Genomic DNA, 22,916 nt, shown 5'->3' on the forward strand with positions numbered 1-22,916 from the left:
TGTTTTGACATGACCCGTGAGGAGCGACAGTTACGCGAAGCGATCATCGCCAAATGCCGGTGGATGAACGCCTCGGGACTGAACCAGGGGACGTCAGGCAACATCTCCGCCCGCTACAAGGACCGGATGCTAATTACGCCGTCTGCGACGCCCTATGACGCGATGAAGCCCGAGATGATCGCATCGATGCCGATCGAGGGCGAGCACGGTGCCTGGGAAGGACCGCTCCAGCCGTCCACCGAATGGCGCTTTCATCTCGATATCATGCGTGGGCGGCCGGATGTCGGCGGTGTCGTCCACACCCATTCGACCTACGCGACGGTCCTCGCGATCGCGCGCAAATCGATTCCCGCCTGCCACTACATGATGGCGGCGTTCGGCGGCAACGACATCCGCTGCGCAGGCTATGCACGGTACGGTACTGCCGAGCTATCCGAACTCGCCCTGCAAGCGCTCGACGGCCGCAACGGCTGCCTGCTCGCCAATCACGGCATGATCGCGGTGGGTGCCAATCTCGACAAGGCGATGTGGCTCGCCGTCGAGCTCGAGACTATCGCTCGGCAATATTATCTCTCGCTCGCGCTCGGGGCGCCGCATATTCTCAGCGAAGCGGAGATCGCCGACACGGTGAAGGGATTCTCGACTTACGGCTTGCAGGCGCCCAAGCCCGAGCTCAAGGCCAAGTCCAGCGCCAAGTCCAGCGCCAAGTCGGGTCCAAAACCTGGCAAGGCGCGCGCTGCCAAGGCGGCGGCACGGCAACGGGTCGAGAAGAAGCGCAGCGGAAAGCGATGACGGGCGCTGCGCCTGAGGCGGGCAGGGATCACGGGCTTGTCGACATCGCCATCATCGGCGGTGGCATCAATGGCGCCGGTATTGCCCGAGACGCGGCGGGGCGCGGGCTGAAGGTCCTGTTGTGCGAGAAGGACGATTTCGCCGAAGGCACCTCGTCCCGCTCCGGCAAGCTCGTCCATGGCGGGCTGCGTTATCTCGAATATTACGAGTTTCGCCTGGTCCGCGAAGCCCTGATGGAGCGTGAGGTGCTGCTCGCATCGGCGCCGCACATCATCTGGCCGATGCGCTTCGTGCTGCCACACTCGCCGGAGCAACGGCCGGCCTGGCTGGTTCGTACCGGTCTGTTCCTCTACGATCATCTCGGCGGCCGCAAGCAATTGCCGCCGAGCCGCGGGCTCGATCTCGCGCATGCGCCGGAGGGGGCGCCGTTGCACGCCGAATTCCGTCGCGGCTTTGAATATTCGGATTGCTGGGTCGACGATGCCCGGCTCGTGATCCTCAATCTGATCGATGCTGCAGACAATGGCGCAAAAATCCTGCCGCGCACCCGCGCGGTGAGCGCGCGCCGGGAAGGGGACACTTGGCGCCTGGAGATGCAGAGCGAGGACGGTAGCACGCAGATCGCCCGCGCGCGTGCGCTCGTCAATGCGGCAGGTCCCTGGGTGCAGGACGTCGTACAGGGCGTTGCCGGCCTGAACTCCTCGCACAATGTCCGGTTGGTCAAGGGAAGCCACGTGGTGGTGCCGAAATTCTGGAGCGGGCCGCAGGCCTATCTGCTCCAGAATGAGGATCGCCGCGTGATCTTCGTCAATCCCTATGAGGACGATCTCGCGTTGATCGGGACAACGGACATTCCCTACGACGGCCGCGCCGAGGACGTCGCGATCGACGAGGGCGAGATCGACTATCTGCTCAAGGTCTTGAGCCGCTACTTCCGGGCTCCGCCGCGTGCAAGCGAAGTGGTCCATGCCTTCTCCGGCGTACGGCCGCTCTACGACGACAACGCAGACAATCCGTCCGCAGTGACGCGCGACTATGTCTTCGAGATTCACGGCACGCCCGATGCGTCGCCACTGCTGTCGATCTTCGGCGGCAAGATCACGACCTATCGCAGACTCGCCGAGCATGCGCTCGAGCGTCTGGCGGGCTGGTTTCCGAAGATGCAGCCGGCTTGGACGGCAGGCGCGCCGCTGCCCGGCGGCGACATCGGCGGTCCTTTCGACGATTTCGTCGTCGGTCTCGCGCGCGATTATCCCGATCTTCCGCGCAAGCTGATTCATCACTATGCGCGCCTTTATGGGACGCGCGCCCGTGAGCTTTTGGGCCCGGCCCGCATCTCAGCCGATCTCGGACGTCATTTCGGCGGCGATTTCTATGAATGCGAGGCATTGTATTTGCGCGAGAATGAGTGGGCTAGAAGCCCTGCCGACTTCCTGGATCGCCGGACCAAGCACGGGCTGCATCTGACGCCGGCCCAGCGTGTCGCGTTTGAGGGCTACATCTAAGCTTGCCCCCGAGTATGATAGTTCGGTAGAAAGATCATACCGGAGTGCGGTTGGATGGAGCGGGTCGCGTGACGAAGTGGTTTGGGCAGGGGGACAAGTCCGGCACCCTGTTGCTGTTCGCGGGACTTATCCTCGCCAACATCGCCGCATGGAGCTGGGCTTTCGCGCTGTTTGCCGACCGGCCCGCGGTGATGGCGACCGCGCTGCTCGCCTGGGTGTTCGGCTTGCGCCACGCGGTGGATGCCGATCACATCGCGGCCATCGACAATGTCGTGCGCAAGCTGATGCATGCGGGCGATACACCGAGAAGCGCCGGGCTCTTTTTCGCGCTCGGCCATTCGACGGTCGTGGTCGTTGCCACGCTGCTGCTCTGCCTTGGCGTGGTGAGCCTTGGCGGCGAAAGCCTGCTCAAGACCATCGGCGGCGCGATCGGCACCTCGGTGTCTGCGCTCTTCCTGCTGCTGGTCGCCGTGGTCAATCTCGCTATCCTCGTCGGCCTGTGGCGGACGCTGCGCGCGGTCCGCGCCCAGGGCACCCATGATGCAGAAGGGATCGAGGCGCTGCTGGCCGGCCGTGGTTTCCTGGCACGGCTGCTCGCGCCGATGTTTCGCATGGTCTCGAAATCCCGGCACATGTATCCGCTCGGCTTCCTGTTCGGGCTCGGCTTCGATACCGCGACCGAGATCGGCTTGCTGAGCATCTCGGCGACGGAAGCCGCGCGGGGCGCGCCGCTGTCCGACGTGCTGGTGTTTCCCGCACTGTTCGCCGCCGGCATGGCGCTGGTCGACACCGCCGACTCGGCGCTGATGGTGAGCGCCTATCGCTGGGCTTTCGTCGATCCCATGCGCAAGCTCTGGTACAACCTCACCATCACCGGCGCTTCCGTGGTGGTCGCGCTGTTCATTGGTGGCGTCGAGGCGCTCGGCCTGATCGGCCAGCGTTTTGGTCTCGACGGCGCGCTGTGGACGCTGATCGAAAGCCTCAACGGCTCGCTCGCCAATTTCGGCTTCGCGGTGATCGCGCTGTTCGTGCTCGCTTGGGTCGTCTCCATCGTTACTTATCGCGTCGCGTTCGGCCGCGCCGGACCCGTCGATGCCGTCGAGGTGGCCTGAGTATTTTGCGCGCAGGCGAGCATCGGCCGCGTTGTCGATGCTCGTTGCCTGCCTCGTATGCGCAAGAAGCGAGGGCGCCTTCGCGCAGGCTGTTCCTGTCCCGCGCGAATTGCCGCCGATCGAGGTGACCCGTAGCGAGCCATCCCGGCAAACGGCCAAACGCTCGCCGCAGCGCTCCAGCAAGCCCACGGCCTCGACGACGCGGCTCATTGTGCGTCCGAATGTGGTCGCGGCGTCTGGCGTCAGCGGCGTCGCCTCCGGCCCGCCAGCGTCGCCATCCATGGCAAGCGAAACGACCGTATCGGGCGATGATCTGCGCGCACGGCCCGTCACGCGTCAAGGCGAACTTCTGGAGGCGGTGCCCGGCCTGATCGTGACCCAGCACTCCGGCGAGGGCAAAGCCAATCAGTATTTTCTCCGCGGCCATAACCTCGATCACGGCACCGATCTGGCGATCTATGTCGACGACGTGCCCGTCAACATGCGCACGCACGCGCACGGCCAAGGTTACGCCGATCTCAACTGGCTAATCCCGGAAACCGTCGCCGCGATGGACGTGCGCAAGGGGCCGTATTTCGCCGATGAGGGTGATTTCTCTTCTGTCGGCAGCGTGCATATCGGCCTGATCGATCGCACGGTGAAGGGCCTGGCGCAGATGACCGCGGGCAGCTTCGGCTATCGCCGCTTTCTTGGCATGGATTCGGTGAAGCTCGGCGACGGCTCGCTGCTGATCGCCGGCGAGGCGGGGACATATAATGGCCCCTGGGACAATCCCGACGACATGCGCAAGCTCAACGGGCTCATGCGCTACAGCGAGGGCACCGCGACCGAGGGCGTCTCGATCACCGGCATGGCCTACGTCAACAAATGGAATTCGACCGACCAGGTGCCGCAGCGTGCGATCACATCCGGCCTGCTCGACCGGTTCGGATCGGAGGACCCGAGCGACGGCGGCAACACCAATCGCTTCGCGCTGTCGGCGCGCGTTGCGCAGAGCGATGACGTGGGGTCTTGGAAGGCCAACGCCTACGTCGTCAAGAGCGAGCTCGATCTCTTCAACAATTTCACCTATGTCCTCAGCGACCAGACGTTCGGCGACCAGTTCCACCAGCATGATGACCGGCTCATGGCCGGCGCCAACGTCGCGCGCACGCTGAACGGATCATTTGCGGGCCTGCCCATCGAGACCACCATCGGCCTGCAATCGCGCTACGACGCAATCGAGCTCGCGTTGATGCGAACGTTTCAGCGCGACTTCCTGTCGAATATCCGCAGCGACAAGGTGGGCGAGGGCAGCGTCGGTGTCTATGCGGAGAGCACCGTGCGCTGGACCAGCTGGCTTCGGACCACGGCCGGTTGGCGCGGCGATTACTACGCCGCCGATGTCACGTCGCTGTACGATGCGAACAATAGCGGCCGCACCAGCGCCGCAATCGGCAGCCCGAAGTTCCGGATGGTGCTCGGTCCCTTCAATAAGACCGAGTTCTTCCTCGGCGCCGGCTACGGCATGCACTCAAATGACGCGCGCGGCGCGACGACGACCGAAGACCCCAGCGATCCCGGCACGAAACTCTCACCGTCACCACTGCTGGTGCGCACCAAAGGTGCCGAGGTCGGCGTCCGCAGCAGGATCCTTCCCGATCTCGACACCTCGCTCAGCGTCTTCATTCTCGACCAGGATTCCGAGATTCTGTTCTCCGGCGATGCCGGCGATACCTCGGCGAGCCGCGCCAGCCGCCGTTACGGCTTCGAGTGGACCAACCATTATCGCCCAAGATCCTGGATCGACCTCGACGCCGATCTTGCGATGACGCATGCGCGCTTTCGCGGCTACGACAGCGAGCAGGCGACAACTTATGCCTCGCTCGCAGGTTTCCCCGAGGCGCAGATCGGCAACGCGCCCGGCAACTATATTCCGAACGCGCCGGCCATGGTGGCGTCCGCGGGCATCACGTTCGGCGAGAAGACCGGCTGGTTCGGCGGCGTGCGCTGGCGCTACCTCGCCTCCAGTCCGCTGACCGAGGACAATGCGTTCCGCTCGCAGCCGACCAGCATCGTCAACGCGCGGCTCGGCTACCGCACGACCGAAGGTTGGCGCATCCAGCTCGAGGTGCTCAATCTCTTCAACACAAAAGCCAACCAGATCACCTATGCCTACGGCTCGCTCCTGAAAACGGATTCCCTCTACAATCTCTGTTACCTGCAGCAGGCTGCGCCGCCGGCCGTGTGCCAGAATGGCGTGATGGACTACGTGCTGCACCCGGTCGAGCCGCTCACCTTTCGGGTGACGATGGCGGGCGCCTTCTAGGGGCGGTCCGGCGGGGAACCGCAGGAGAGGCGATCATTGATCTGGGTCAACAGGATCACGCGAGGCCGATCGATATTTTTGAAGGCTGCCTTGAGATGAGAGTCCGCCGTGAAGACGCTTCGTCAGCTCTTGTCCGCAGAAGATATCATCCAGCTCTTGATCCGGCTTGGCCTGCTGGCTTTGCTGATCATCTGGACGTTCGTCATCATCCGACCCTTCGTGTCGATCCTGACCTGGAGCGCGGTGCTTGCGGTCGCGTTCTATCCCGCCTTCAGCTGGCTCGCCAAACTGCTCGGCGGACGTCCGCGGACCGCGGCAGCGATTCTGACGCTCGTCGCGCTCGGCATCGTTCTGGGCCCGGCCGCCTGGCTCGGCGTGAGCGCGGTGGAGGGTGTGAAGGACCTGGCAAGCCAGCTCGGCACCGGTGACGTCATGCTTCCGCCGGCGCCGGAGCAGGTCAAGACGTGGCCATTGATCGGCCCGCAGCTCTATGAATTCTGGGATCTGGCCTACACCAACGTGCGGGCGGTGTTGCGTGAGGTGGCGCCCTATTTGAAGCCGCTTGCGGGGCCGCTGCTGTCATTCGCAGGCGATGCCGGGCTTGGCACGCTTCAGTTCCTGGTGTCCGTCATCGTCTCCGGTATTCTCCTTCCTTTCGGGCCGCAACTCGTGGCGGTGACCCGTGGTTTCCTGACCCGGATCGTGCCCGAGCAGAGCGAGCATTTCCTGGCGCTTGCGGGTGCGACCATCCGGGCGGTGGCACAGGGCGTGATCGGCGTCGCGATCATTCAGGCCTTGCTGGCCGGTATCGGTTTCAAGCTGGCCGATATTCCAAGCGCGGGTCTGCTGGCTTTCGTCGTCCTGTTGTTGTCGATCGTGCAGATCGGCCCGCTCATCGTGCTTCTTCCCGTGGTCATCTGGATCTGGATGGACAAGGACGTGACGACGGCGTTGCTCCTGACGGTGTTCCTCGTCCTTGTCGGCTTCCTCGACAACATCCTGAAGCCGCTCGTGATGGGGCGTGGCCTGACCACGCCGACGCTCGTGATCCTGATCGGTGTGATCGGAGGAACACTGGCACACGGCATCATCGGACTCTTCATCGGGCCGATCATTCTATCGGTGGCCTGGGAACTCGCCGTGGCGTGGATCCGTATCGACAGCGGCGCGCCGGTGCGAAAAACGACAGGCGACTGAAGCTGCTGCCTAGCCGAGTTGAAGCACAAGATGAACCGTCTGCGGATCACGGCGTGCGGCCGGTTTGAAGCCGGACCTTTCGAAGACGCGTAGCATGGCCGTATTCCCGGGAAGGACTTCTGCCGTCAGCTCCCGCAATCCGCCGTCGCGCGCGATCTGGATGAGGTGCCGCATGAGGAGCGAGCCCAGTCCACGCCCCTGGTACGCATCGGTCACGACGAAGGCCATTTCTGCGACGCCTGGCTCGAACACGATGAATCGGCCACCCCCGACGATCATCTGTCCGTCGCCGCCGCGGACAAGTGCAGCGAGCGCGACGTGATTCTTGAAGTCGACCTGCAGGAAGAAGGCACGCTCCTTGTCCGAGAAGTGGCGCTTCATGGCAAAGAATCGACGCTGCAGAGATTGCGGGCTGGTCCGCTCGATCGCGGCCAGCATCTCCGCCTCGTCCTCGGGACGCAGCGCCCTGATCTCGACCGGGCTTCCGTCCTTCAGAATCTCCTGGGCTGTATAGTTTGCCGCCTCTGTCATGGGTCCCGATACCATCTCGCCTCGATCACTGCCGAGCGTCATATCTCGACACCGCTTCAAAGGGCGTCCGACGTTGACCTAGATCAACGTCAGCCGCGGGCCGTGCAACTTGAATGATGCAGCGCGACAGCGAGGTCGGAACATGTCCATGGACACAGCACAACTCCCCGGCGGTCCCATGTCTGGGTTGGTTGCGTCGGCAGTCGAATATCTGGTGGATGCAGGCCAGCGCAGCGTCCTCTTTCTGGACATCATGCGTCAGCGTGGCGACCAGTACCGGGAACATGTCGCACAAACCGCGCCGCACGTTCTGCAATATGCCGCCGAATTGATCATGGACGGCCGCAAGCTGGACGAGCCAGTCAATTATGCGCTGGTGCGTATCATTCCGCCCAAGGGCGTCGAAATCAATACAAAGCGGCGGCCATTCATCGTGGTCGATCCCCGCGCCGGCCATGGGCCGGGCATTGGTGGCTTCAAGGCCGATAGCGAGATCGGCGTCGCCATGAAGGCGGGACATCCCTGCTATTTCATTGGCTTCCTTCCGGAACCGATGCCGGGACAAACCATCGAGCGCATCGCGCGGGCGGAGGCCCTGTTCATCGAGAAGGTGATCAGCCGCCATCCCGAGGCAGACGGCAAACCCTGCGTGATCGGCAACTGCCAAGCCGGCTGGGCGGTCATGATTTTGGCCTCGCTGCGGCCGGAACTGTTCGGGCCGCTCATCATTGCTGGCGCGCCGCTCGCTTATTGGGCGGGCGTACACGGCAAGTACCCGATGCGCTATTCAGGCGGGCTGCTCGGCGGAAGCTGGCTTACGGCGCTGGCGAGCGATCTCGGCGGTGGCAAGTTCGATGGTGCCTGGCTGGTGCAGAACTTCGAGAACCAGAATCCTTCGAACACGCTCTGGACCAAGCAATATAACGTTTATTCCAAGGTCGACACGGAAGCGGACCGCTACCTCGAATTCGAGCGGTGGTGGGGCGGTCACGTCAACCTCAATGCCGAGGAGATCCAGTTCATCGTCGACGAGCTGTTCGTCGGCAACAATCTCGCGGCCGGCAAGATCGAGATGTCCGACGGCCGGAAGGTGGATTTGCGTAACATCCGCTCGCCGATCGTGGTGTTCTGCTCAAAGGGCGACAACATTACTCCGCCGCAGCAGGCGTTGCACTGGATCCTCGATTGCTATGCCGATTGCGATGAGATCAGGGCCTATGGGCAGACCATCGTCTATACCGTGCACGAAAGTGTCGGCCATCTCGGCATCTTCGTGTCTGGCGGCGTCGCCAAGAAGGAACACGCGGAATTCTCGAGCAATATCGATTTGATCGACGTGCTGCCACCGGGACTCTATGAGGCCACGTTCGAGGCGAGGGGTTCCGATACCGTCAATGCCGATCTCGCGACTGGTCAGTGGATCATGCGCTGCGAGGCGCGGACGCTGGACGATATTCGCGCGATGGGCGGCAACTCGCCGGAGGACGAGCGCCGCTTTGCCGCCGCCAAGCGCGTCTCGGAACTCAATCTTGCCGCCTATCAAAGGTACGTTCAGCCCTGGATCAAGGGCATGGTGACACCGCAAATGGCGGAATGGGCGCGCAACATTCATCCGCTGCGGCTGCAATACGAGGCCTTCAGCAGTCAGAATCCGTGGATGTCCGTGGTGAAATCGGCGGCCGACGCGGTCGAGGACAAGCGCAAGCCGGCCTCGAAGGACAATCCGTTCCTGGCGTTCCAGGAACAGATGTCAAAGCAGATCGTTCACGCGCTGGATAGCTGGCGGGATTCGCAGGAGGCGCTGAGCGAAGCCGTTTTCCTCAACGTCTATGGTTCGCCCGCATTGCAGGCGGCGGTCGGAGTGGATCCGAACGCCGCGCCATCCGGCCGGCGGGAGATGACGGCCGAACACCGAGCGATGTTGGAGAAGCGGATCGCCGAGCTGAAGTCGAAGATCGGTGAGGGCGGCCTTCGCGAGGCTGCCATTCGTGCACTGCTTTATGTCGGTTCCGCCCGCGGCATGGTGGACGAACGAAGCATCGAGGCGCTGCGCCAGGTTCGGCGCGACCATGCTGGAGCCCGCTTGACGCTGGCTGAGTTCAAGATGCTGGTTCGCGAGCAATTCTTCATGTTGCTGCTCGACCGGGACCGTGCCTTGGCTGCGATCCCGAAGATGTTGCCCGATGACGTCAATCAGCGGCGCGGAGCTTTCGCGGCGATGCGCGAGGTGCTGTCCGCGAGCGAGGACATCACAGGCGAGCGGGCAAAGCGCTTGAAGCAGATTGCCGGGCTCTTCGGTGTCGGTGAGGAAGGCGAGTCGAACGTCGCCCCTTTCGATCCCAAGGCAAAAGCGTCGTAGCGCAGCTTGTCAGAATTGGGAGTAGCATCATGTCGGCCGACACGACGCAAACGCAAGCGGGCAGCAAATACGACCATCTGATCGCGGCCGCCAAGGCCGTGCCGCCCTCGACGACCATCGTGGTCCATCCCTGCGACGAGACATCGTTGCGCGGCGCCGTCGACAGCGCGAGAGCTGGCATCATCCGGCCGCTGCTGGTCGGCCCGGAGCGGAAGATCAAGGAAACAGGGAGCAAGTTCGGGCTCGATATTGCCGGCTATGAGATCGTCGATGCGCCGCACAGCGACGCGGCCGCAGCCAAGGGCGTCGAGTTGATCCACGAGGCCCGCGGCGAATTGCTGATGAAGGGCAGCCTGCACACCGACGAGCTGATGCGGGCCGTCACGGCCAAAACCGGCGGCCTGCGCACCGACCGGCGCATCAGCCATGTCTTCGTCATGGACGTGCCGGCCTATGCCGAGACCATTTTCGTCACCGATGCGGCCATCAACATCTTCCCCGATCTCGACGCCAAGCGCGACATCATCCAGAACGCGATCGACCTCTACAATCTTGCCGGCTTCGGCAAGATACCGAGGGTCGCGATCCTCTCGGCGGTCGAGACGGTGACGTCAAAAATTCCGTCCACGATCGAGGCCGCCGCGCTCTGCAAGATGGCCGATCGCGGCCAGATCACCGGCGGTCTGCTCGACGGACCGTTGGCCTTCGACAACGCCATCGATCCCGAGGCCGCGCGGATCAAGGGCATCAAGTCCGAGGTGGCCGGCCGGGCGCAGATCCTGGTCGTGCCCGACCTCGAGGCCGGCAACATGCTGGCGAAGAATCTCGCTTACTTTGCCATGGCCGATGGCGCCGGCATCGTGCTCGGCGCGCGCGTCCCGGTGGTGCTCACCTCGCGCGCGGACAGCCCGCGGGCGCGGATGGCGTCCTGCGCCGTGGCCGCGCTTTACGCCCATGCACGGCGCCAAAAGGCGCCGACAGTTGCCGCGTGACCGCCATGGACACCATTCTCGTCATCAATGCCGGCTCCTCGAGCGTCAAGTTCCAGGTTTACTCGGTCGAGGGCGAGGGCACGCTTCGCCGGCAGATCAAGGGGCAGATGGACGGCATTGGCAGCCGGCCGCGTTTGCGGGCGAGCGGGGCGGGTGGCGATCCCATGGCCGATCGCGCCTATCCGATCGAGGCGATTCCGGACGTTCCGGCCGCGATGCAGGTCGCGGGCGAGTGGCTGAGAGATGAGGCTCGCCTCCAACCGTTGGCTGTCGGGCATCGCGTCGTGCATGGCGGGCCCGAATACGAGCGGCCGGTCCTGATCGACCACGGCGTGGTGGGGCGCCTGGAACGCTTTGTCCCGCTGGCGCCGCTGCATCAGCCGCATAATTTGGCGCCAATCCGTGCGATCCTTGCCAACTTTCCTTCGCTTCCGCAGGTCGCCTGCTTCGACACCGCGTTTCACCGCAGCCATGGGCCGCTTGCCGATCATTACGCGATCCCGCATCAGCTGCATGCCGAAGGCGTGCGGCGCTATGGCTTTCATGGACTTTCCTACGAATACATCGCGAAGACCTTGCCGCAGATCGCGCCCGACATCGCGAAACGGCGGGTGATCGTTGCGCATCTTGGCAGCGGCGCCTCAATGTGCGCGATGAAGGGTGGGCAGAGCGTCGAGAGCACGATGGGTTTTACGGCGCTGGATGGTCTGCCAATGGGTACGCGTCCCGGCCAGCTAGATCCCGGCGTCGTGCTCTATCTGATCTCGGAGAAGGGCATGTCGCCCGCGAAAGTGCAGGACTTCCTCTATCGCGATTGCGGGTTGAAGGGCCTGTCCGGCGTCAGCAACGACATGCGGGAGCTGGAGACGAGTGCGGACCCACGCGCAAAGCTCGCGATCGACTACTTCGTCTATCGGATCGGTCTTGCCGCCGGGATGCTCGCTGCCGCCTTGCAGGGCCTCGACGCGTTCGTCTTTACCGCCGGTATCGGTGAGAACTCGGTCAGCATTCGCGCGCGCATCGCGGAGCAACTCGGCTGGCTGGGCGTTGTGCTCGATGCCGCCGAGAACGCGCGTCACTCGCGGCTGATTTCGCGACCGAACAGTCTCGTTCCCGTCTACGTCGTGCCGACCGACGAGGAACTGATGATCGCGCAGCACACGTTGGCGCTGCTGATGAACGGAAAATCGCAAAACGCCAGATCTATGAGGGTGTCATGATTCCCGTGTTTCCGGAGACGAAGGTTGCGCTGAAGGGAAAGAAAGGCCTCGTCGTTGGCATCGCCAACGATCAGTCGATCGCCTGGGGCTGCGCGCGGGCGTTTCGCGCGCTCGGCGCCGAGCTGGCCGTGACCTATTTGAACGATCGTGCCAAGAAGCACGTCGAGCCGCTGGCGCAGGCACTGGAAGCACCGATCTTCATGCCGCTGGACGTGATGGTCGAAGGCCAGACCGAGCAGGTGTTCGAGCGCATCGCGAAAGAGTGGGGCCAGCTCGATTTCCTGCTGCATTCCATCGCCTTCTCGCCAAAGGAAGCGCTGCACGGACGCGTGGTCGATGTCGGGCGCGAGGGTTTTCTCAAGACCATGGAGGTCTCCTGCTGGTCGTTCCTGCGCATGGCCCATCTGGCGGAGCCGCTGATGAAGAATGGTGGCACCATGTTCACCATGACCTATTACGGCAGCCAGATGGTCGTGGAGAACTACAACATCATGGGCGTGGCGAAGGCGGCGCTGGAATCGGCCGTCCGCTACGTCGCCTCGGAGCTCGGGCCGAAGGGCATCCGGGTGCACGCGATTTCACCGGGACCGTTGGCGACGCGCGCGGCGTCGGGCATTCCGGAGTTCGACGAGCTCATGGACAAGGCGCAGTCGAAGGCTCCGGCACGGAGCCTCGTCAGCATCGACGACGTCGGTCATGCCACGGCGTTCCTGGCGCTCGACGGCGCCAAGCTGATGACCGGTAGCGTCATCTACATCGACGGCGGCTATCACATCATCGATTGAGGAGAGGTGGCGCGACGCGCGCCGCAGGAGCCAATCTGGGACATCCGGTTGGGACGCTTCTGGCTGATCATGGCACCATGCCGGTGATTTGCCCGACGTGTCAAGCAATTTCGGTTATTCAGCAGTTTGTCGTGCCGCCTCTGAATCTACTTTGCATGGGGTTGTTTTTCAGTTTTTGTATTCAGCGGTAGTGCAGGGCGATCAACTCGGCGACGCAGGCGGGTTTCTTGCCGCCTTCGATCTCGATCACGAGATGATAGTTCACGCGCAGGCCATCGGGCGGCACGTCCTCGGCCTCGGCGACCGTGACGCGGCCCCGCAGCTTCGAACCGGCCGGGACCGGAGCCAGGTAGCGTATGCGGTCCGCGCCGTAGTTGAGCGTGTTGCGCAGGCCCTTCAGGCCGATCACGGAACGGATGAAGAGCGGAGCGAGTGCAAGCGACAACAGCCCGTGCGCGATGGTCTTGCCGCCCGGCATCTCCTTGCTCGCGCGCACCTGGTCGACATGGATCCACTGCTCGTCGCAGGTCGCCTCGGCGAACTGGTTGATGCGGTCCTGGCTGATCTCGATCCAGTCGCTGGCGCCGATCTCGGTGCCCACAGCGGATTTGATCTCTGCGAAATCGCTGAATATCCGCATGGTCGTGCCCGTCAGATTTTCATTTCCGGTACGGTATCGGGAACCGTGAGCTCGGCGTCCGTCACGGCCATCACCTCGCCGACGCTGATACCCGGCGCGGTTTCCAGGAGCGTCGCCCTGCCGTCGGGAAAGGCGATCACGGCCATGTCGGTGACCACCAGGCTCACCGGCCGCGCCGACGTCAGCGGCAGCGTGCACTTTGCGACGATCTTCGACTTGCCCTTGGCCGCGTGCTGCATCGCAACGATAACGCGCTTGGCGCCGCTGACGAGATCCATCGCCCCGCCCATTCCCGGCACCATCTTGCCGGGGATCATCCAGTTGGCGAGGTGGCCGTGTGCGTCGACCTGGAGGCCGCCGAGCACGGTGACGTCGACATGGCCGCCGCGGATCAGCCCGAACGACATCGCGCTGTCGAATGTGCAGGCGCCGGGCAGGGCGCTGATCGGGCGCCCACCGGCGTCCGTCAGAGTCGGATGAGCCATGCCTTGCTCCGGGATCGGGCCGGTGCCGATGAGACCGTTCTCCGATTGAAAGAACACCTTTAGATCGGGCGGGACGTAGTTCGCGACCAGCGTCGGAATGCCGATGCCGAGGTTGACGAGGTTGCCGCTCTTCAGTTCCTTGGCGACGCGCCGGGCGATGATGGTCTGTGCATCCATGATCTCACCCGTTGGTAATGAGGAAATCGACGAGCGGCGCCGGCGTCACGACGTGGTCGGGCGCGATGACGCCGACCGGCACGATGTTGTCAGCCGTGACGATGACGGTGTCGGCGGCCATCGCCATGACGGGATTGAAGTTGCGCGAGGTGAGGGCGTAGGAGAGGTTGCCGAGATAGTCGGCGAGAAAGGCATGCACCAGCGCGAACTGCGCCCGCAGCGCAGTCTCGAGCAGGAACGGCTTGCCGTCGACTTCGATCTGTCGCTTGCCTTCGGCGACCAGCGTGCCGACGCCGGTCGGGGTCAGAACGCCGCCAAGGCCACACCCGCCCGCGCGAATGCGTTCGACGAATGTGCCCTGCGGAACGAGATCGACCGCGATCTGGTTAGCGAGCATTTGCTGCTGCGCCTTCGGATTGAGGCCGATATGGGTCGCGGTCAGCCGCGAGACCAGCGTCGCATCGAACAGCTTGCCGACGCCCTTGCCGGGGATGGCTGCGTCATTGCAGATCAGCGTCAGGCCGGTCTTCTGCTGCCGGACGACCTCATCGAGCAGGCGCTCCGGTGTCCCGACACCCATGAACCCGCCGACCATGACGCTTGCGCCTGCCGGGATCATCGCAACGGCTTCTTCGACGGAAACGGCCTTCATGGCGGCAACTCCGATCAGACGCTGAGGACAGCAGCGAGCGGATGTTTGCCGGCTGTCACCGCGGTGCTTTGATTTGCATCAAGGCTTATCGTCATTTGAATCGGCCATGGCGATGCCGACGCTTTGCAGCATGTCGCGCCAGAGCTTGCGCACCTCGGTGTGACGCCGTTCGAGGGCGGAGTTGACGGCCTCGCGATGAGGCACAAGGTCGGGCCCCTTCAGCGACAGGATTTGTGCCTGCAGCAGACGGCCGCTTTCGAACTCGATGCGGCGCAGCGCCATTGCGAATGGATCCTCGGGATTTGCTTCGGCCGGCAACAGTGCTGCCGGCCGGATGGCCGCGTGAACAGCGTGGGCGAGCGTCGCAAGACCGGCTGCCACTGCCAGCGGCCAGTCCGAAATCTCGTAGACGGGCGCCGGAAACCAGGCGCTTTCCCAGGCCACGGTCATATAGCCCAGGCCAGGATCAGGCGCCCAACTCGTCGCGCGCATCAGAAGCGAGACGATCTCGGTCTCGCGGAAGAGCTGTGTGTTCAGCTCGGTCTGCCAAGCGGACTCGAGCTTTGTGGGCAAGGTGAACGCGGACTGTCGTGCCAGCGCGCCGTGGGCGGAGATAAGGAATGCGGCGACACGCGTTTGCTGGTGGGGCGGCACGCGACCCTCAGAATCGAGCGGTCCGAAGAAGTCGCTCATGTCGCGCCTCTCTGGACGGGGATCGCGCGGAGATGATCATAGCCTTCGGGAAAGGGAGTGAGTTCGCCGCCGGGCTGTTCCGGCGCGACCCAGACCGCCTTGTTGCCCCGCCAGCGTCCGGCGAGCACGTCCTTGGCGAAGCGCGCCAGCAGATCGGCCGTCAGTGCCCCCTTTTCGAGCGTGAAGGCGTGATAGGCCTTCGGGATGATCACCAGCGAGCTGTTGGGGATTTCAAGCCGCAGGGTCTCGTGCAGCGCACGTGGCGTCAGGAAGTCGAACTCGCCGTTCAGGATCATGGTCGGGAGCGTGATCGACGAAAGCTGCGGCGTCAACGGCCGAAAGTCGAGAAAGGACTCCATCAGGTTCTGGAGCGCGTAGAGGTCGTTGACGAGCCAGCCCTGTCGCTTGACGCTGTCGAGCTTGTCCAGGAGCGGCTTCAGCCACTGGTCGGACAGGTTCATCGGCAGCAACAGGTCCTGGAGATAGCCGGTGCCGCCCAGGATCAGGCCGGTGCGCAAGGCGTTGCCGATCAGGAGCAGCTGTGGGGAGAGCTCCGCAAAGCAGCTCATCGGCACCAGGCCGGACAGTCGCTCGCCGTGCTCAATCGCGTAGCGCAGTGCAATGAGTCCGCCAAAGCTGATGCCACTGAGGAAGATGGGTCCATCGCAGAGCTCGCCGATCAGGCGATGAAGCGCGGTAACCTGGTCGTCCTGGTTGATGAACAGGGCCGGCTTGTCTGAGCCGCCCTGGCCGAGCAGATCGAAGGTCGCCACGCGGAAATGCCGGGCGACAAGCGCTTCGCGATAGGCAGCCCAGAGCTCGGCATATTGCGTGAGCCCGTTAACCAGAACATAGGCAGGGGCATCGGGCGGCCCTTCGAGCTCATAGCGTATCCGATATGAGCCGTGATTGAGGAAGGGCATTGCGACGACCGGCTGCAGTGTCTGATCGCTGCGATCTTCAATCTCCGGTCGGGGATTCCATTGAGCTAAATCAAAGCTCTCCCGGGTGACATCCCTAGCGTTTTCGCAAAACACCGCTAGGAGGAATCTGCCATGACCGGGAGAGACATGCTCAAACGTTGCTTCGTGAGCCTGATCGTGTTGCTGGTCGGCACGGCGCTCGCTGTCGCGCAACCCTTCACCCGCCGTTCGTCGCAGATGCAGCATGATGGGCTGAAGAAGACATACGAGATCGCCAACTTCCGCCTCGGCGGCAAGTACGATCTGTCCGATCCTTCGAAATGGGAGAATGGCGGCGAGGGCGGCGTGACGCTGGAATCGCTCGGTGCCGGCAAGCTGCGCGCCTCCTACATCGCGATCGGCAAGGCCCGGCGCAATGCCAATGACGAGATCACGAACGCCGTGGTCATCAACTCCTACTATTCCGGCGACTCCACCGACATGTTCGAGCAGTGGGTCAAGGGCGCTGCTTTGTCAGGCGGCGTGCCCATCATCGGGCCGGGGCGGCCAATCGACACCGATCGCTATTTCGTCATCATGGTCGATCCGCTCGGCACCTGGGGCGACAGCAAGCCGTCCGACGGGTTAGGCGTGAAATTCCCGCAGTACAGCTACTTCGACATGGTGCAGGCGAATTACCGCCTGCTGCGCGATCATCTGAAGGTCGCGCGCGTGGCACTGGTGACCGGCGTCTCCATGGGCGGCACGCAGACCTATGTCTGGGGCGTGATGCATCCGGAGTTCATCGGCGCGCTGATGCCGATCGGCGGCACCACGCAGTCAGACGCGGGCGATCCCGTCGGCAACTGGACGTTCCAGATGATGACGGCCGCGATCGAGTCCGACCCCGTATGGCAGGCCACGAACGGCGATTACTACAAGCTTCCCAAGGAAAAGCATCCGGTGCCGGGCGTTGCGTTCGGCTGGTCCATCCTTGGAATGACCGGGTATGACTTTGGTTATCGCACGACCCAGAATTTCACCGCAGTCCAGCCCGAGATCTTCTACTGGGATCCGCCAAATGAGAAGGCTGGGTTGAGCGTCACCAACCGTGCCAAACTCTACGATGCCGTGGATCTCGTTTGGCGCAACCGGGTCGGCGAAACGCACAACATCAATGCCTATCTCGGCCGTATCCAGGCGCGCACGCTGGTGATGCACATCACCAATGACCTCTGGTTGAACTTCAAGCTCGCGCAGCAGGCCGTCGATCGTGTGCCCGGTGCGGACCTCATCGCCGAGGAAAGCCCGGTTGCCCACTATGGCGTCTTCCCACTCATCAACAACCGCAAGAACGATCCCAAGTTCGTCGCGTTCATGGACGACGTCGCAAGCCTCGACCGCGCGCAACAGTTCGTCGACAAGAACTATCGCGTGCCGGGCGTCGCCGAGAACATCGATCCCAAAAAATCCTTCTGGAAGGATTTCGTGACCTATCCATATCCGGTCAAGTTCGCCAACGCCAAGGACAAGAGCGGCAATGCCTGGCAGATCGGCTACATGGATGAATATGCCGGCACGGCCAAGGATCCGAAGGTGCTCGTCATCATCCATGGCAAGGGTGCGTTCGGCGGGCACTACGGCAATATCATGCAATACGCCCTGCGCAGCGGCTTGCGCGTGATCGTGCCCGACCTGCCACATTACGGCATGTCGGGGCCCGGCAATCTCGACAAGAGCCCGGCCCGCACCATGCAAGACATGCGCGAGGTCATCTACGACCTCGTCGTCAATCAACTCGGCGTCAAGAAGGCCTACTATCACGGCCATTCGCTCGGCGGGCAGTTCGTGATGGGCTACGCCCTGACCTGGCCCGACGCGGTGCAGGGCCTTGCGCTGGAAGCGCCGTCCGGCCTCGAGGAATATCCGCGCGACATCACCATCGCCAAGGACAAGAAGGCCCGCCTGTTCGACCAGGCCTTCGACCATGACTTCGACAAGTGGAAGGCGACCTGGGACCAGACCGGCATTCTGGCCGCGGAGATGGCACGCGATGAGCAGAACATCCGCGACTTCTTCTACTTCAAGAAGCGTGATCCGAACACCGGCGCTGTGTCGGCGGCCAAGAGCGGCTACTTCTTCAACGACAGCGAATACGCCCGCTTCCATACTGAGCAGCGCGTCGGGCTGACCAAGGGAAATCCGAAGGAGCTCGAGCAATGGTGCAACGTCTTCATCTACGACATCTACACTATCGGCTCTGAGCTGCAGCAGGATGACCCGAAGAATCTCTACGAGCGGCTCACCCAGATCAAGGCGCCGATCTTCCTCGCGTTCGGCGACAAGGAGCCCTTCATCCCGACGCCCGCGTTCAACGGGCTGACGGATCTGGGGCGCGACGTCATCTCGCCGTTCATGACGCGGATGACGAATGCCGGCAACCGGCCGATCCTGAAGATCTATCCGGAAACCGGACATTTCATCCACACGGACAATCCCGTCGAGTTCTCGGTTGACGTCGTGGACTTCGTGACCAAGGGCAGCGTCGACACGTCGTCGCCGCAGGGTATCGACCGCATGATCAAGGGGGCCGTGGTATCGGCCTTGCCGGTGGCGCCGACCCCGGCGGGTGCTGCGCCGACGGCCGGCCTGAACAAATAGGGCTGCTCATGCCAAGGGTGCAGGCGGGCGAGGTTCAGTTGAGCTGGCGAGAGTGGGGAGGAGGCGACGTCACCGTCGTCTTTATCCACGGCAATCTCGCCAGCAAGGACTGGATCGAGCTCGCCGCGCCGATGTTTCCCTCAGGCCTCCGCGTGATCGGCATCGATTGGCGCGGCTGCGGTGACAGCGACCGGCCGAAGCCCAAGGCCGACTATGCGAACTACTCGATGCAGCAGCATGCGCAGGATATGCTCGCGGCGCTCGATGCGCTGGGCGTCAGCTATTGCCATCTCGCCACGCATTCGACCGGCGGCATCATTGCCGCCCGGATGCTCTTGATGCAGCCGCAGCGCTTCGGCCGCGTGTTCGCGCTCGATCCGGTGACGCCGCTCGGCATGGCCTTCAATGCCGATCAGATCGGGCTTTTCCGTGCGATGATGGCCAGCAGGGAGCTGACACGAACCGTGATGGCGACAGCGGCTTCCTCGCTGTTCGTGCCGGAGAGCATGGCGCCGGGCGAAGTTCCTCGATTCCGTGATGGGCTGGGTGATATCCCGGCGCTGTTCGACCGCATCATCGAGCAGACCTTTGGCGTCTCTGAAGGCATCTGGATCGGGACGCCCGTCAACCTCACGCGGGAAAAAGAGAGCCGGGAGCTGGAGCGCCGCATGGCGGAGATCCGGCACCCGCACCTGGTGCTGTGGGGCGAATGGGACGGCTGGATTCCGCCTTCTGACTTGCGCGCCATGGCCGAGGCGATGCCGGACTGCCGGCTGGTGGTGGTGCCCCGCATTGGGCATTCGATGAATCTTGAACTGCCAGCTCTGTATGCTGGCTATTTTGGGGCTTGGTTCGGCGGGCTTGCAGCGTAACCCTTGAGGAGCAACATCATGGCGGAAATCCCATCGACCGAGAATATGCGTACGATGATGAGCGAAGCGCTTGGCCGCCTGCGCAAGGCCAACACTGAATATTTTGATCTGCTGGAGAAAGGCCTGAGCTCCTCACCGCTGCCGATCGCGAATCAAGCCAAGGAGTTCTGCAGCCATATGCAGCGCAACGTCTCCGCGACCTTCGATCTCGGTGACAAGCTCGTCCAGGCCAAAGACATGCAGGAAGCGCTCAGGATCCAGTCCGAGTTCTTCCAGGACCAGATGCGCTCGTTGACCGATCAGGCCAGAAACATGGGCGAGTCCGCGATGAAGGCGGCTAGCGGCATGTTCACGCCGAAGGCATCATAGACGAAATCTCCTTCGAGGAGAACGGCTCCGCCACTTGGCGAAACGAGACAGGATGATGGCGCTTCAATTCTTGGTCGGCACCGTCATCAGCCTCGCCAACATCATGATTCACGCGCTGGTGACCGTCGGCGCCATCGGCATTGCGCGTGCGGCGGGGTTACGTGACGCTGCGTGGCCGCGAGTGCATCTGATGGCCGTGATGGTGGCGACTGCGGCTGCCCTGATGGTGGCTCACACGCTCGAAATTCTCGTATGGGCGCTTGCATATCGAGTGGTCGGTGCAGCGCCCGCCGGAAGCGATCTGCTCTATTTCGCCTTCGTCAACTATACCACGCTCGGCTACGGCGATATCACGCCGGTGCCGGACTGGCGGCTGGTCGGTCCGATGACCGCGATGAATGGCATCCTGCTCTTCGGCTGGTCGACTGCGGTGCTGTTCGAGGTGCTACGCAAGACGCTGGGGCACCTTGCGGCCGTCAGCGCCAAAGATTTCAGTTCTGGAGATCGAGACTAGCGAGCTGTCGGCGGTCCAAGAGCACGATTTGACGCTGGGTGTTGCCGACGAAGCCGAGGATGCCGAGCTCATGCAGGTGCGATATCGCCCGCGAGACCGTCTCAAGGGTGAGGCCGAGATAGTCGGCGATGTCGCGCCGCGACATCGGCAGCGCCAGGACGCCTGCGGCAGTTAGCCGCGTATCCATCTCGATCAGAAAGGCCGCGACCCGTTCCAGCGATGTCTTGCGGCCGAGCAGCAGCATGTGATCTTCCGCGTGCTGCAAATTGGTCGTGGTCATGCGGAGCAGGTTCTTGGCCACCACGGCGTCACTTTCGGCCACGGTCTCCAGGCTCTGCCGCCTGATGAGGCGCACGGTGGTATCGACGACAGCTTCTGCAGTGAAGCGATGCGTGCGGCCGTTCTCGAGCCCGAAGATATCGCCGGCGAGGTGAAACGCGCCGATCTGACGGCGTCCGTCAGACAGCAGCTTGTAGCTTCGCACCGCGCCGGTCTTGACCTGATAGATGTACTCGGCAGGCTCCTTCTCGCCGTAGATCTCATTGCCCTTCTTGTAGGTAAATTCGCTTAAACTCACGATCGGATTTGAGTCACTGCTCATTCCAAGATCGTGCAGCGAATTGGGACGGGGCAGGGGATCGCTGATGATGCGTACGAACATGGGCCAACTCCTCAATCCATTGCTGAATTGGTCTCAGGCTATTCATGGCGAGGAATGTGCCGCGCTACCCCACTCCCGCTTGGGTTGCTTTACGACGAAGGCGGCATTTCCAGCCATTGTCTCGAGGGCCATTGTACCAAAGGACAGGCGCTGCAATATCTTGCGCGGAGTGAGAAAAAGCGGTCTTTGTAAAATGCATTTTGATGCTCTTGGTACTACTACTTACGAATTGTCCGCTATGCCCGCTATCATCCATATGGGCTACTCGATCGCCGATTGATTCTGCGTTTCAGTGCGGCGGAAACTCCAATGGTCGTCGCGGCTAAGAGGTGAACTTGCCAGGGCTGGTGCACGTGGTCGACGACGACGCTTCGTTTCGGACGGCGATTGAACGCCGGCTGAAGCTTGCCGGCTACGATGTTGCGACGTACGCAGCGGCGCAGGAGTTGCTCGATCGATTGCCTGATCCCGACAGGCTGGGATGCATTCTGCTAGACGTGCAGATACCGGGACTGAGCGGTCCGGAGTTGCAACGCCGTCTCATCGAGCTCGGTTCGACGCTGCCGATCGTCTTCCTCACCGGGCACGCCGACACGGCAACGACCGTGCGGGCCATCAAGGCAGGCGCCGAGGATTTTCTGACCAAGCCGGTCTCGTCGGAGCAGTTGATCGACGCGATCGAGCGCGCCTTGGTCCGGCACGAAGCCGCGCGCAGCCAGCGCAGCAAGCTCGACTCGCTCAAGGCGCTGGTGGCCGCACTGACCCCGCGCGAGCGGCAGGTGTTCGATCTGATCGTGCGCGGCAAGATCAACAAGCAGGTTGCTCACGAGCTCGGAACCACGGAGCGCACCGTAAAGGCGCATCGCCACCAGGTGATGGAAAAGATGCAGGTTCATTCACTCGCGGAACTGGTGTCGATCGCGGAGCGCCTTGGCATGCTTGATCCCAAAAACGAGCAAAGCGGCTAATCCGGACCCGTTCGTCGGGGTCGTGCCGCATACCTATACCCAGGGACAATATGAAATGTGAATGACGACGTGTTCTATGGAGGGTGTAGCTCTACCTGGTTTGTTAGATCCTCGTTCAACAGAAGGCTGCCCCTCGTGCCGACCCGCAGATCCGTGTTCGTCGTCGACGACGATGTGTCGGTGCGCATCAGCATAAAACGGCTTCTGCGCGAGCACGGCTTTACGACGCTGCTGTTCGACTCCGCGGCCGCGCTGCTCGATCATGCCGAGTTCGAGAGCGCCATGTGCATCATCATCGACATTGATCTGACCGATCAATCCGGCATCGACCTGCGTCGGCGGATCGCAGACAAGGGCATCTCGGCCCCCGTGATCTATATCACCGGAAATGACTGCGAGCGGAATCGATCGGCCGCGGTCGCATCGGGATGCGTGGCTTACCTGACCAAGCCCTTTACCGCGAAATCACTGGTCGATCTGATCGAACGCGCCCGCGAAAACAGGATCTAAGCGCGATGGGA

The 22,916-nt window shown here is 62.9% G+C and carries 22 protein-coding genes; 15 read left to right on the forward strand and 7 right to left on the reverse strand.

Annotated elements, in window-relative coordinates:
* Positions 1-9: 9 nt before the first annotated feature.
* From SO139_RS02370 to SO139_RS02390, 5 genes are all read left to right on the forward strand, one after another.
* Positions 10-792, forward strand: coding sequence for a class II aldolase/adducin family protein (locus SO139_RS02370; RefSeq protein WP_449377339.1), 783 nt, complete (start codon positions 10-12; stop codon positions 790-792).
* Positions 789-2,297, forward strand: coding sequence for a glycerol-3-phosphate dehydrogenase (locus tag SO139_RS02375; RefSeq protein WP_449377338.1), 1,509 nt, complete (start codon positions 789-791; stop codon positions 2,295-2,297). Before SO139_RS02370 ends, SO139_RS02375 begins: the two co-directional genes overlap by 4 nt.
* 68 nt (positions 2,298-2,365) lie before the next feature.
* Positions 2,366-3,409 carry a HoxN/HupN/NixA family nickel/cobalt transporter gene (locus SO139_RS02380; RefSeq protein WP_498539586.1) on the forward strand — a complete coding sequence of 348 codons (1,044 nt, stop codon included), beginning with the start codon at positions 2,366-2,368 and terminating at the stop codon, positions 3,407-3,409.
* 280 nt (positions 3,410-3,689) lie between these two features.
* On the forward strand, positions 3,690-5,717 hold the full coding sequence (locus tag SO139_RS02385) for a TonB-dependent receptor (protein ID WP_449377421.1): 2,028 nt from the start codon (positions 3,690-3,692) through the stop codon (positions 5,715-5,717).
* Between the two features lie 108 nt (positions 5,718-5,825).
* Positions 5,826-6,914 (forward strand): AI-2E family transporter, encoded by a 1,089-nt coding sequence (locus SO139_RS02390; RefSeq protein WP_449377336.1) that lies wholly within the window; start codon positions 5,826-5,828, stop codon positions 6,912-6,914.
* Between the two features lie 9 nt (positions 6,915-6,923).
* Here the strand turns inward: SO139_RS02390 and SO139_RS02395 are convergent, their stop codons facing one another.
* The gene (locus tag SO139_RS02395) at positions 6,924-7,445 is read right to left on the reverse strand and encodes a GNAT family N-acetyltransferase (protein ID WP_449377335.1); all 522 of its coding nucleotides are present in this window, start codon (positions 7,443-7,445) and stop codon (positions 6,924-6,926) included.
* Positions 7,446-7,587: 142 nt separating this feature from the next.
* Here SO139_RS02395 and SO139_RS02400 point away from each other — a divergent pair, with 142 nt between their 5' ends.
* From SO139_RS02400 to fabI, 4 genes are read left to right on the forward strand one after another with little or no spacing between them, the layout of a single operon-like run.
* Positions 7,588-9,804: a DUF3141 domain-containing protein gene (locus tag SO139_RS02400; RefSeq protein ID WP_449377334.1), complete on the forward strand. Its 2,217-nt coding sequence runs from the start codon at positions 7,588-7,590 to the stop codon at positions 9,802-9,804.
* Between the two features lie 29 nt (positions 9,805-9,833).
* Positions 9,834-10,796: a phosphate acetyltransferase gene (locus SO139_RS02405; protein ID WP_449377333.1), complete on the forward strand. Its 963-nt coding sequence runs from the start codon at positions 9,834-9,836 to the stop codon at positions 10,794-10,796.
* A 5-nt stretch (positions 10,797-10,801) separates the two neighbouring features.
* A complete protein-coding gene (locus SO139_RS02410) occupies positions 10,802-12,016 on the forward strand; it encodes an acetate/propionate family kinase (RefSeq protein WP_449377332.1) in 1,215 nt (404 codons plus the stop codon).
* A complete protein-coding gene (gene fabI / locus SO139_RS02415) occupies positions 12,013-12,801 on the forward strand; it encodes an enoyl-ACP reductase FabI (RefSeq protein WP_449377331.1) in 789 nt (262 codons plus the stop codon). Before SO139_RS02410 ends, fabI begins: the two co-directional genes overlap by 4 nt.
* 181 nt (positions 12,802-12,982) lie before the next feature.
* On the opposite strand, the gene SO139_RS02420 is transcribed toward fabI, so the two are convergent.
* The 5 genes from SO139_RS02420 to SO139_RS02440 all read right to left on the reverse strand — a co-directional run bounded on the left by SO139_RS02420 (position 12,983) and on the right by SO139_RS02440 (position 16,371).
* Complete coding sequence (locus tag SO139_RS02420) at positions 12,983-13,441, reverse strand: MaoC family dehydratase (protein WP_449377330.1); 459 nt, start codon at positions 13,439-13,441, stop codon at positions 12,983-12,985.
* An 11-nt stretch (positions 13,442-13,452) separates the two neighbouring features.
* Positions 13,453-14,103, reverse strand: coding sequence for a 3-oxoacid CoA-transferase subunit B (locus tag SO139_RS02425; RefSeq protein ID WP_449377329.1), 651 nt, complete (start codon positions 14,101-14,103; stop codon positions 13,453-13,455).
* A gap of 4 nt (positions 14,104-14,107) precedes the next feature.
* Positions 14,108-14,755: a CoA transferase subunit A gene (locus tag SO139_RS02430; protein ID WP_449377328.1), complete on the reverse strand. Its 648-nt coding sequence runs from the start codon at positions 14,753-14,755 to the stop codon at positions 14,108-14,110.
* A 78-nt stretch (positions 14,756-14,833) separates the two neighbouring features.
* Positions 14,834-15,448 (reverse strand): hypothetical protein, encoded by a 615-nt coding sequence (locus SO139_RS02435; RefSeq protein WP_449377327.1) that lies wholly within the window; start codon positions 15,446-15,448, stop codon positions 14,834-14,836.
* Positions 15,445-16,371, reverse strand: a complete 927-nt coding sequence (locus SO139_RS02440; protein WP_449377326.1) for an alpha/beta fold hydrolase — start codon at positions 16,369-16,371, stop codon at positions 15,445-15,447. The genes SO139_RS02435 and SO139_RS02440 overlap by 4 nt, the downstream gene beginning before the upstream one ends.
* A 132-nt stretch (positions 16,372-16,503) precedes the next feature.
* Here SO139_RS02440 and SO139_RS02445 point away from each other — a divergent pair, with 132 nt between their 5' ends.
* From SO139_RS02445 to SO139_RS02460, 4 genes are read left to right on the forward strand one after another with little or no spacing between them, the layout of a single operon-like run.
* Positions 16,504-19,011, forward strand: a complete 2,508-nt coding sequence (locus SO139_RS02445; RefSeq protein ID WP_449377325.1) for an alpha/beta hydrolase — start codon at positions 16,504-16,506, stop codon at positions 19,009-19,011.
* A gap of 8 nt (positions 19,012-19,019) precedes the next feature.
* Positions 19,020-19,883 (forward strand): alpha/beta fold hydrolase, encoded by an 864-nt coding sequence (locus SO139_RS02450; protein WP_449377324.1) that lies wholly within the window; start codon positions 19,020-19,022, stop codon positions 19,881-19,883.
* Between the two features lie 18 nt (positions 19,884-19,901).
* Complete coding sequence (locus tag SO139_RS02455; RefSeq protein ID WP_474800197.1) at positions 19,902-20,252, forward strand: phasin; 351 nt, start codon at positions 19,902-19,904, stop codon at positions 20,250-20,252.
* A gap of 55 nt (positions 20,253-20,307) precedes the next feature.
* Positions 20,308-20,766 (forward strand): potassium channel family protein, encoded by a 459-nt coding sequence (locus SO139_RS02460; protein WP_449377420.1) that lies wholly within the window; start codon positions 20,308-20,310, stop codon positions 20,764-20,766.
* On the opposite strand, the gene SO139_RS02465 is transcribed toward SO139_RS02460, so the two are convergent.
* On the reverse strand, positions 20,744-21,427 hold the full coding sequence (locus tag SO139_RS02465) for a helix-turn-helix domain-containing protein (RefSeq protein ID WP_449377322.1): 684 nt from the start codon (positions 21,425-21,427) through the stop codon (positions 20,744-20,746). The genes SO139_RS02460 and SO139_RS02465 overlap by 23 nt on opposite strands.
* A gap of 335 nt (positions 21,428-21,762) precedes the next feature.
* Between SO139_RS02465 and SO139_RS02470 the strand changes: the two genes are divergently transcribed.
* Together SO139_RS02470 and SO139_RS02475 are read left to right on the forward strand one after the other, a co-directional pair.
* Complete coding sequence (locus tag SO139_RS02470; protein ID WP_449377321.1) at positions 21,763-22,395, forward strand: response regulator transcription factor; 633 nt, start codon at positions 21,763-21,765, stop codon at positions 22,393-22,395.
* Between the two features lie 57 nt (positions 22,396-22,452).
* Positions 22,453-22,905 (forward strand): response regulator, encoded by a 453-nt coding sequence (locus SO139_RS02475; protein ID WP_474800200.1) that lies wholly within the window; start codon positions 22,453-22,455, stop codon positions 22,903-22,905.
* Positions 22,906-22,916 lie beyond the last annotated feature (11 nt).

Source organism: Bradyrhizobium sp. UFLA05-89, assembly GCF_059803475.1.

Coding starts and splice junctions, on each gene's coding strand:
- SO139_RS02410 (WP_449377332.1), top strand. CDS start 10,802: ATGGACACCATTCTCGTCATCAATGCCGGCTCCTCGAGCGTCAAGTTC.
- SO139_RS02440 (WP_449377326.1), bottom strand. CDS start 16,371: ATGCCCTTCCTCAATCACGGCTCATATCGGATACGCTATGAGCTCGAA.
- SO139_RS02420 (WP_449377330.1), bottom strand. CDS start 13,441: ATGCGGATATTCAGCGATTTCGCAGAGATCAAATCCGCTGTGGGCACC.
- SO139_RS02395 (WP_449377335.1), bottom strand. CDS start 7,445: ATGACAGAGGCGGCAAACTATACAGCCCAGGAGATTCTGAAGGACGGA.
- SO139_RS02425 (WP_449377329.1), bottom strand. CDS start 14,103: ATGGATGCACAGACCATCATCGCCCGGCGCGTCGCCAAGGAACTGAAG.
- SO139_RS02385 (WP_449377421.1), top strand. CDS start 3,690: ATGGCAAGCGAAACGACCGTATCGGGCGATGATCTGCGCGCACGGCCC.
- SO139_RS02465 (WP_449377322.1), bottom strand. CDS start 21,427: ATGTTCGTACGCATCATCAGCGATCCCCTGCCCCGTCCCAATTCGCTG.
- SO139_RS02405 (WP_449377333.1), top strand. CDS start 9,834: ATGTCGGCCGACACGACGCAAACGCAAGCGGGCAGCAAATACGACCAT.
- SO139_RS02430 (WP_449377328.1), bottom strand. CDS start 14,755: ATGAAGGCCGTTTCCGTCGAAGAAGCCGTTGCGATGATCCCGGCAGGC.
- SO139_RS02400 (WP_449377334.1), top strand. CDS start 7,588: ATGTCCATGGACACAGCACAACTCCCCGGCGGTCCCATGTCTGGGTTG.
- SO139_RS02445 (WP_449377325.1), top strand. CDS start 16,504: ATGACCGGGAGAGACATGCTCAAACGTTGCTTCGTGAGCCTGATCGTG.
- SO139_RS02375 (WP_449377338.1), top strand. CDS start 789: ATGACGGGCGCTGCGCCTGAGGCGGGCAGGGATCACGGGCTTGTCGAC.
- SO139_RS02460 (WP_449377420.1), top strand. CDS start 20,308: ATGGCGCTTCAATTCTTGGTCGGCACCGTCATCAGCCTCGCCAACATC.
- fabI (WP_449377331.1), top strand. CDS start 12,013: ATGATTCCCGTGTTTCCGGAGACGAAGGTTGCGCTGAAGGGAAAGAAA.
- SO139_RS02455 (WP_474800197.1), top strand. CDS start 19,902: ATGGCGGAAATCCCATCGACCGAGAATATGCGTACGATGATGAGCGAA.
- SO139_RS02370 (WP_449377339.1), top strand. CDS start 10: ATGACCCGTGAGGAGCGACAGTTACGCGAAGCGATCATCGCCAAATGC.
- SO139_RS02435 (WP_449377327.1), bottom strand. CDS start 15,448: ATGAGCGACTTCTTCGGACCGCTCGATTCTGAGGGTCGCGTGCCGCCC.
- SO139_RS02450 (WP_449377324.1), top strand. CDS start 19,020: ATGCCAAGGGTGCAGGCGGGCGAGGTTCAGTTGAGCTGGCGAGAGTGG.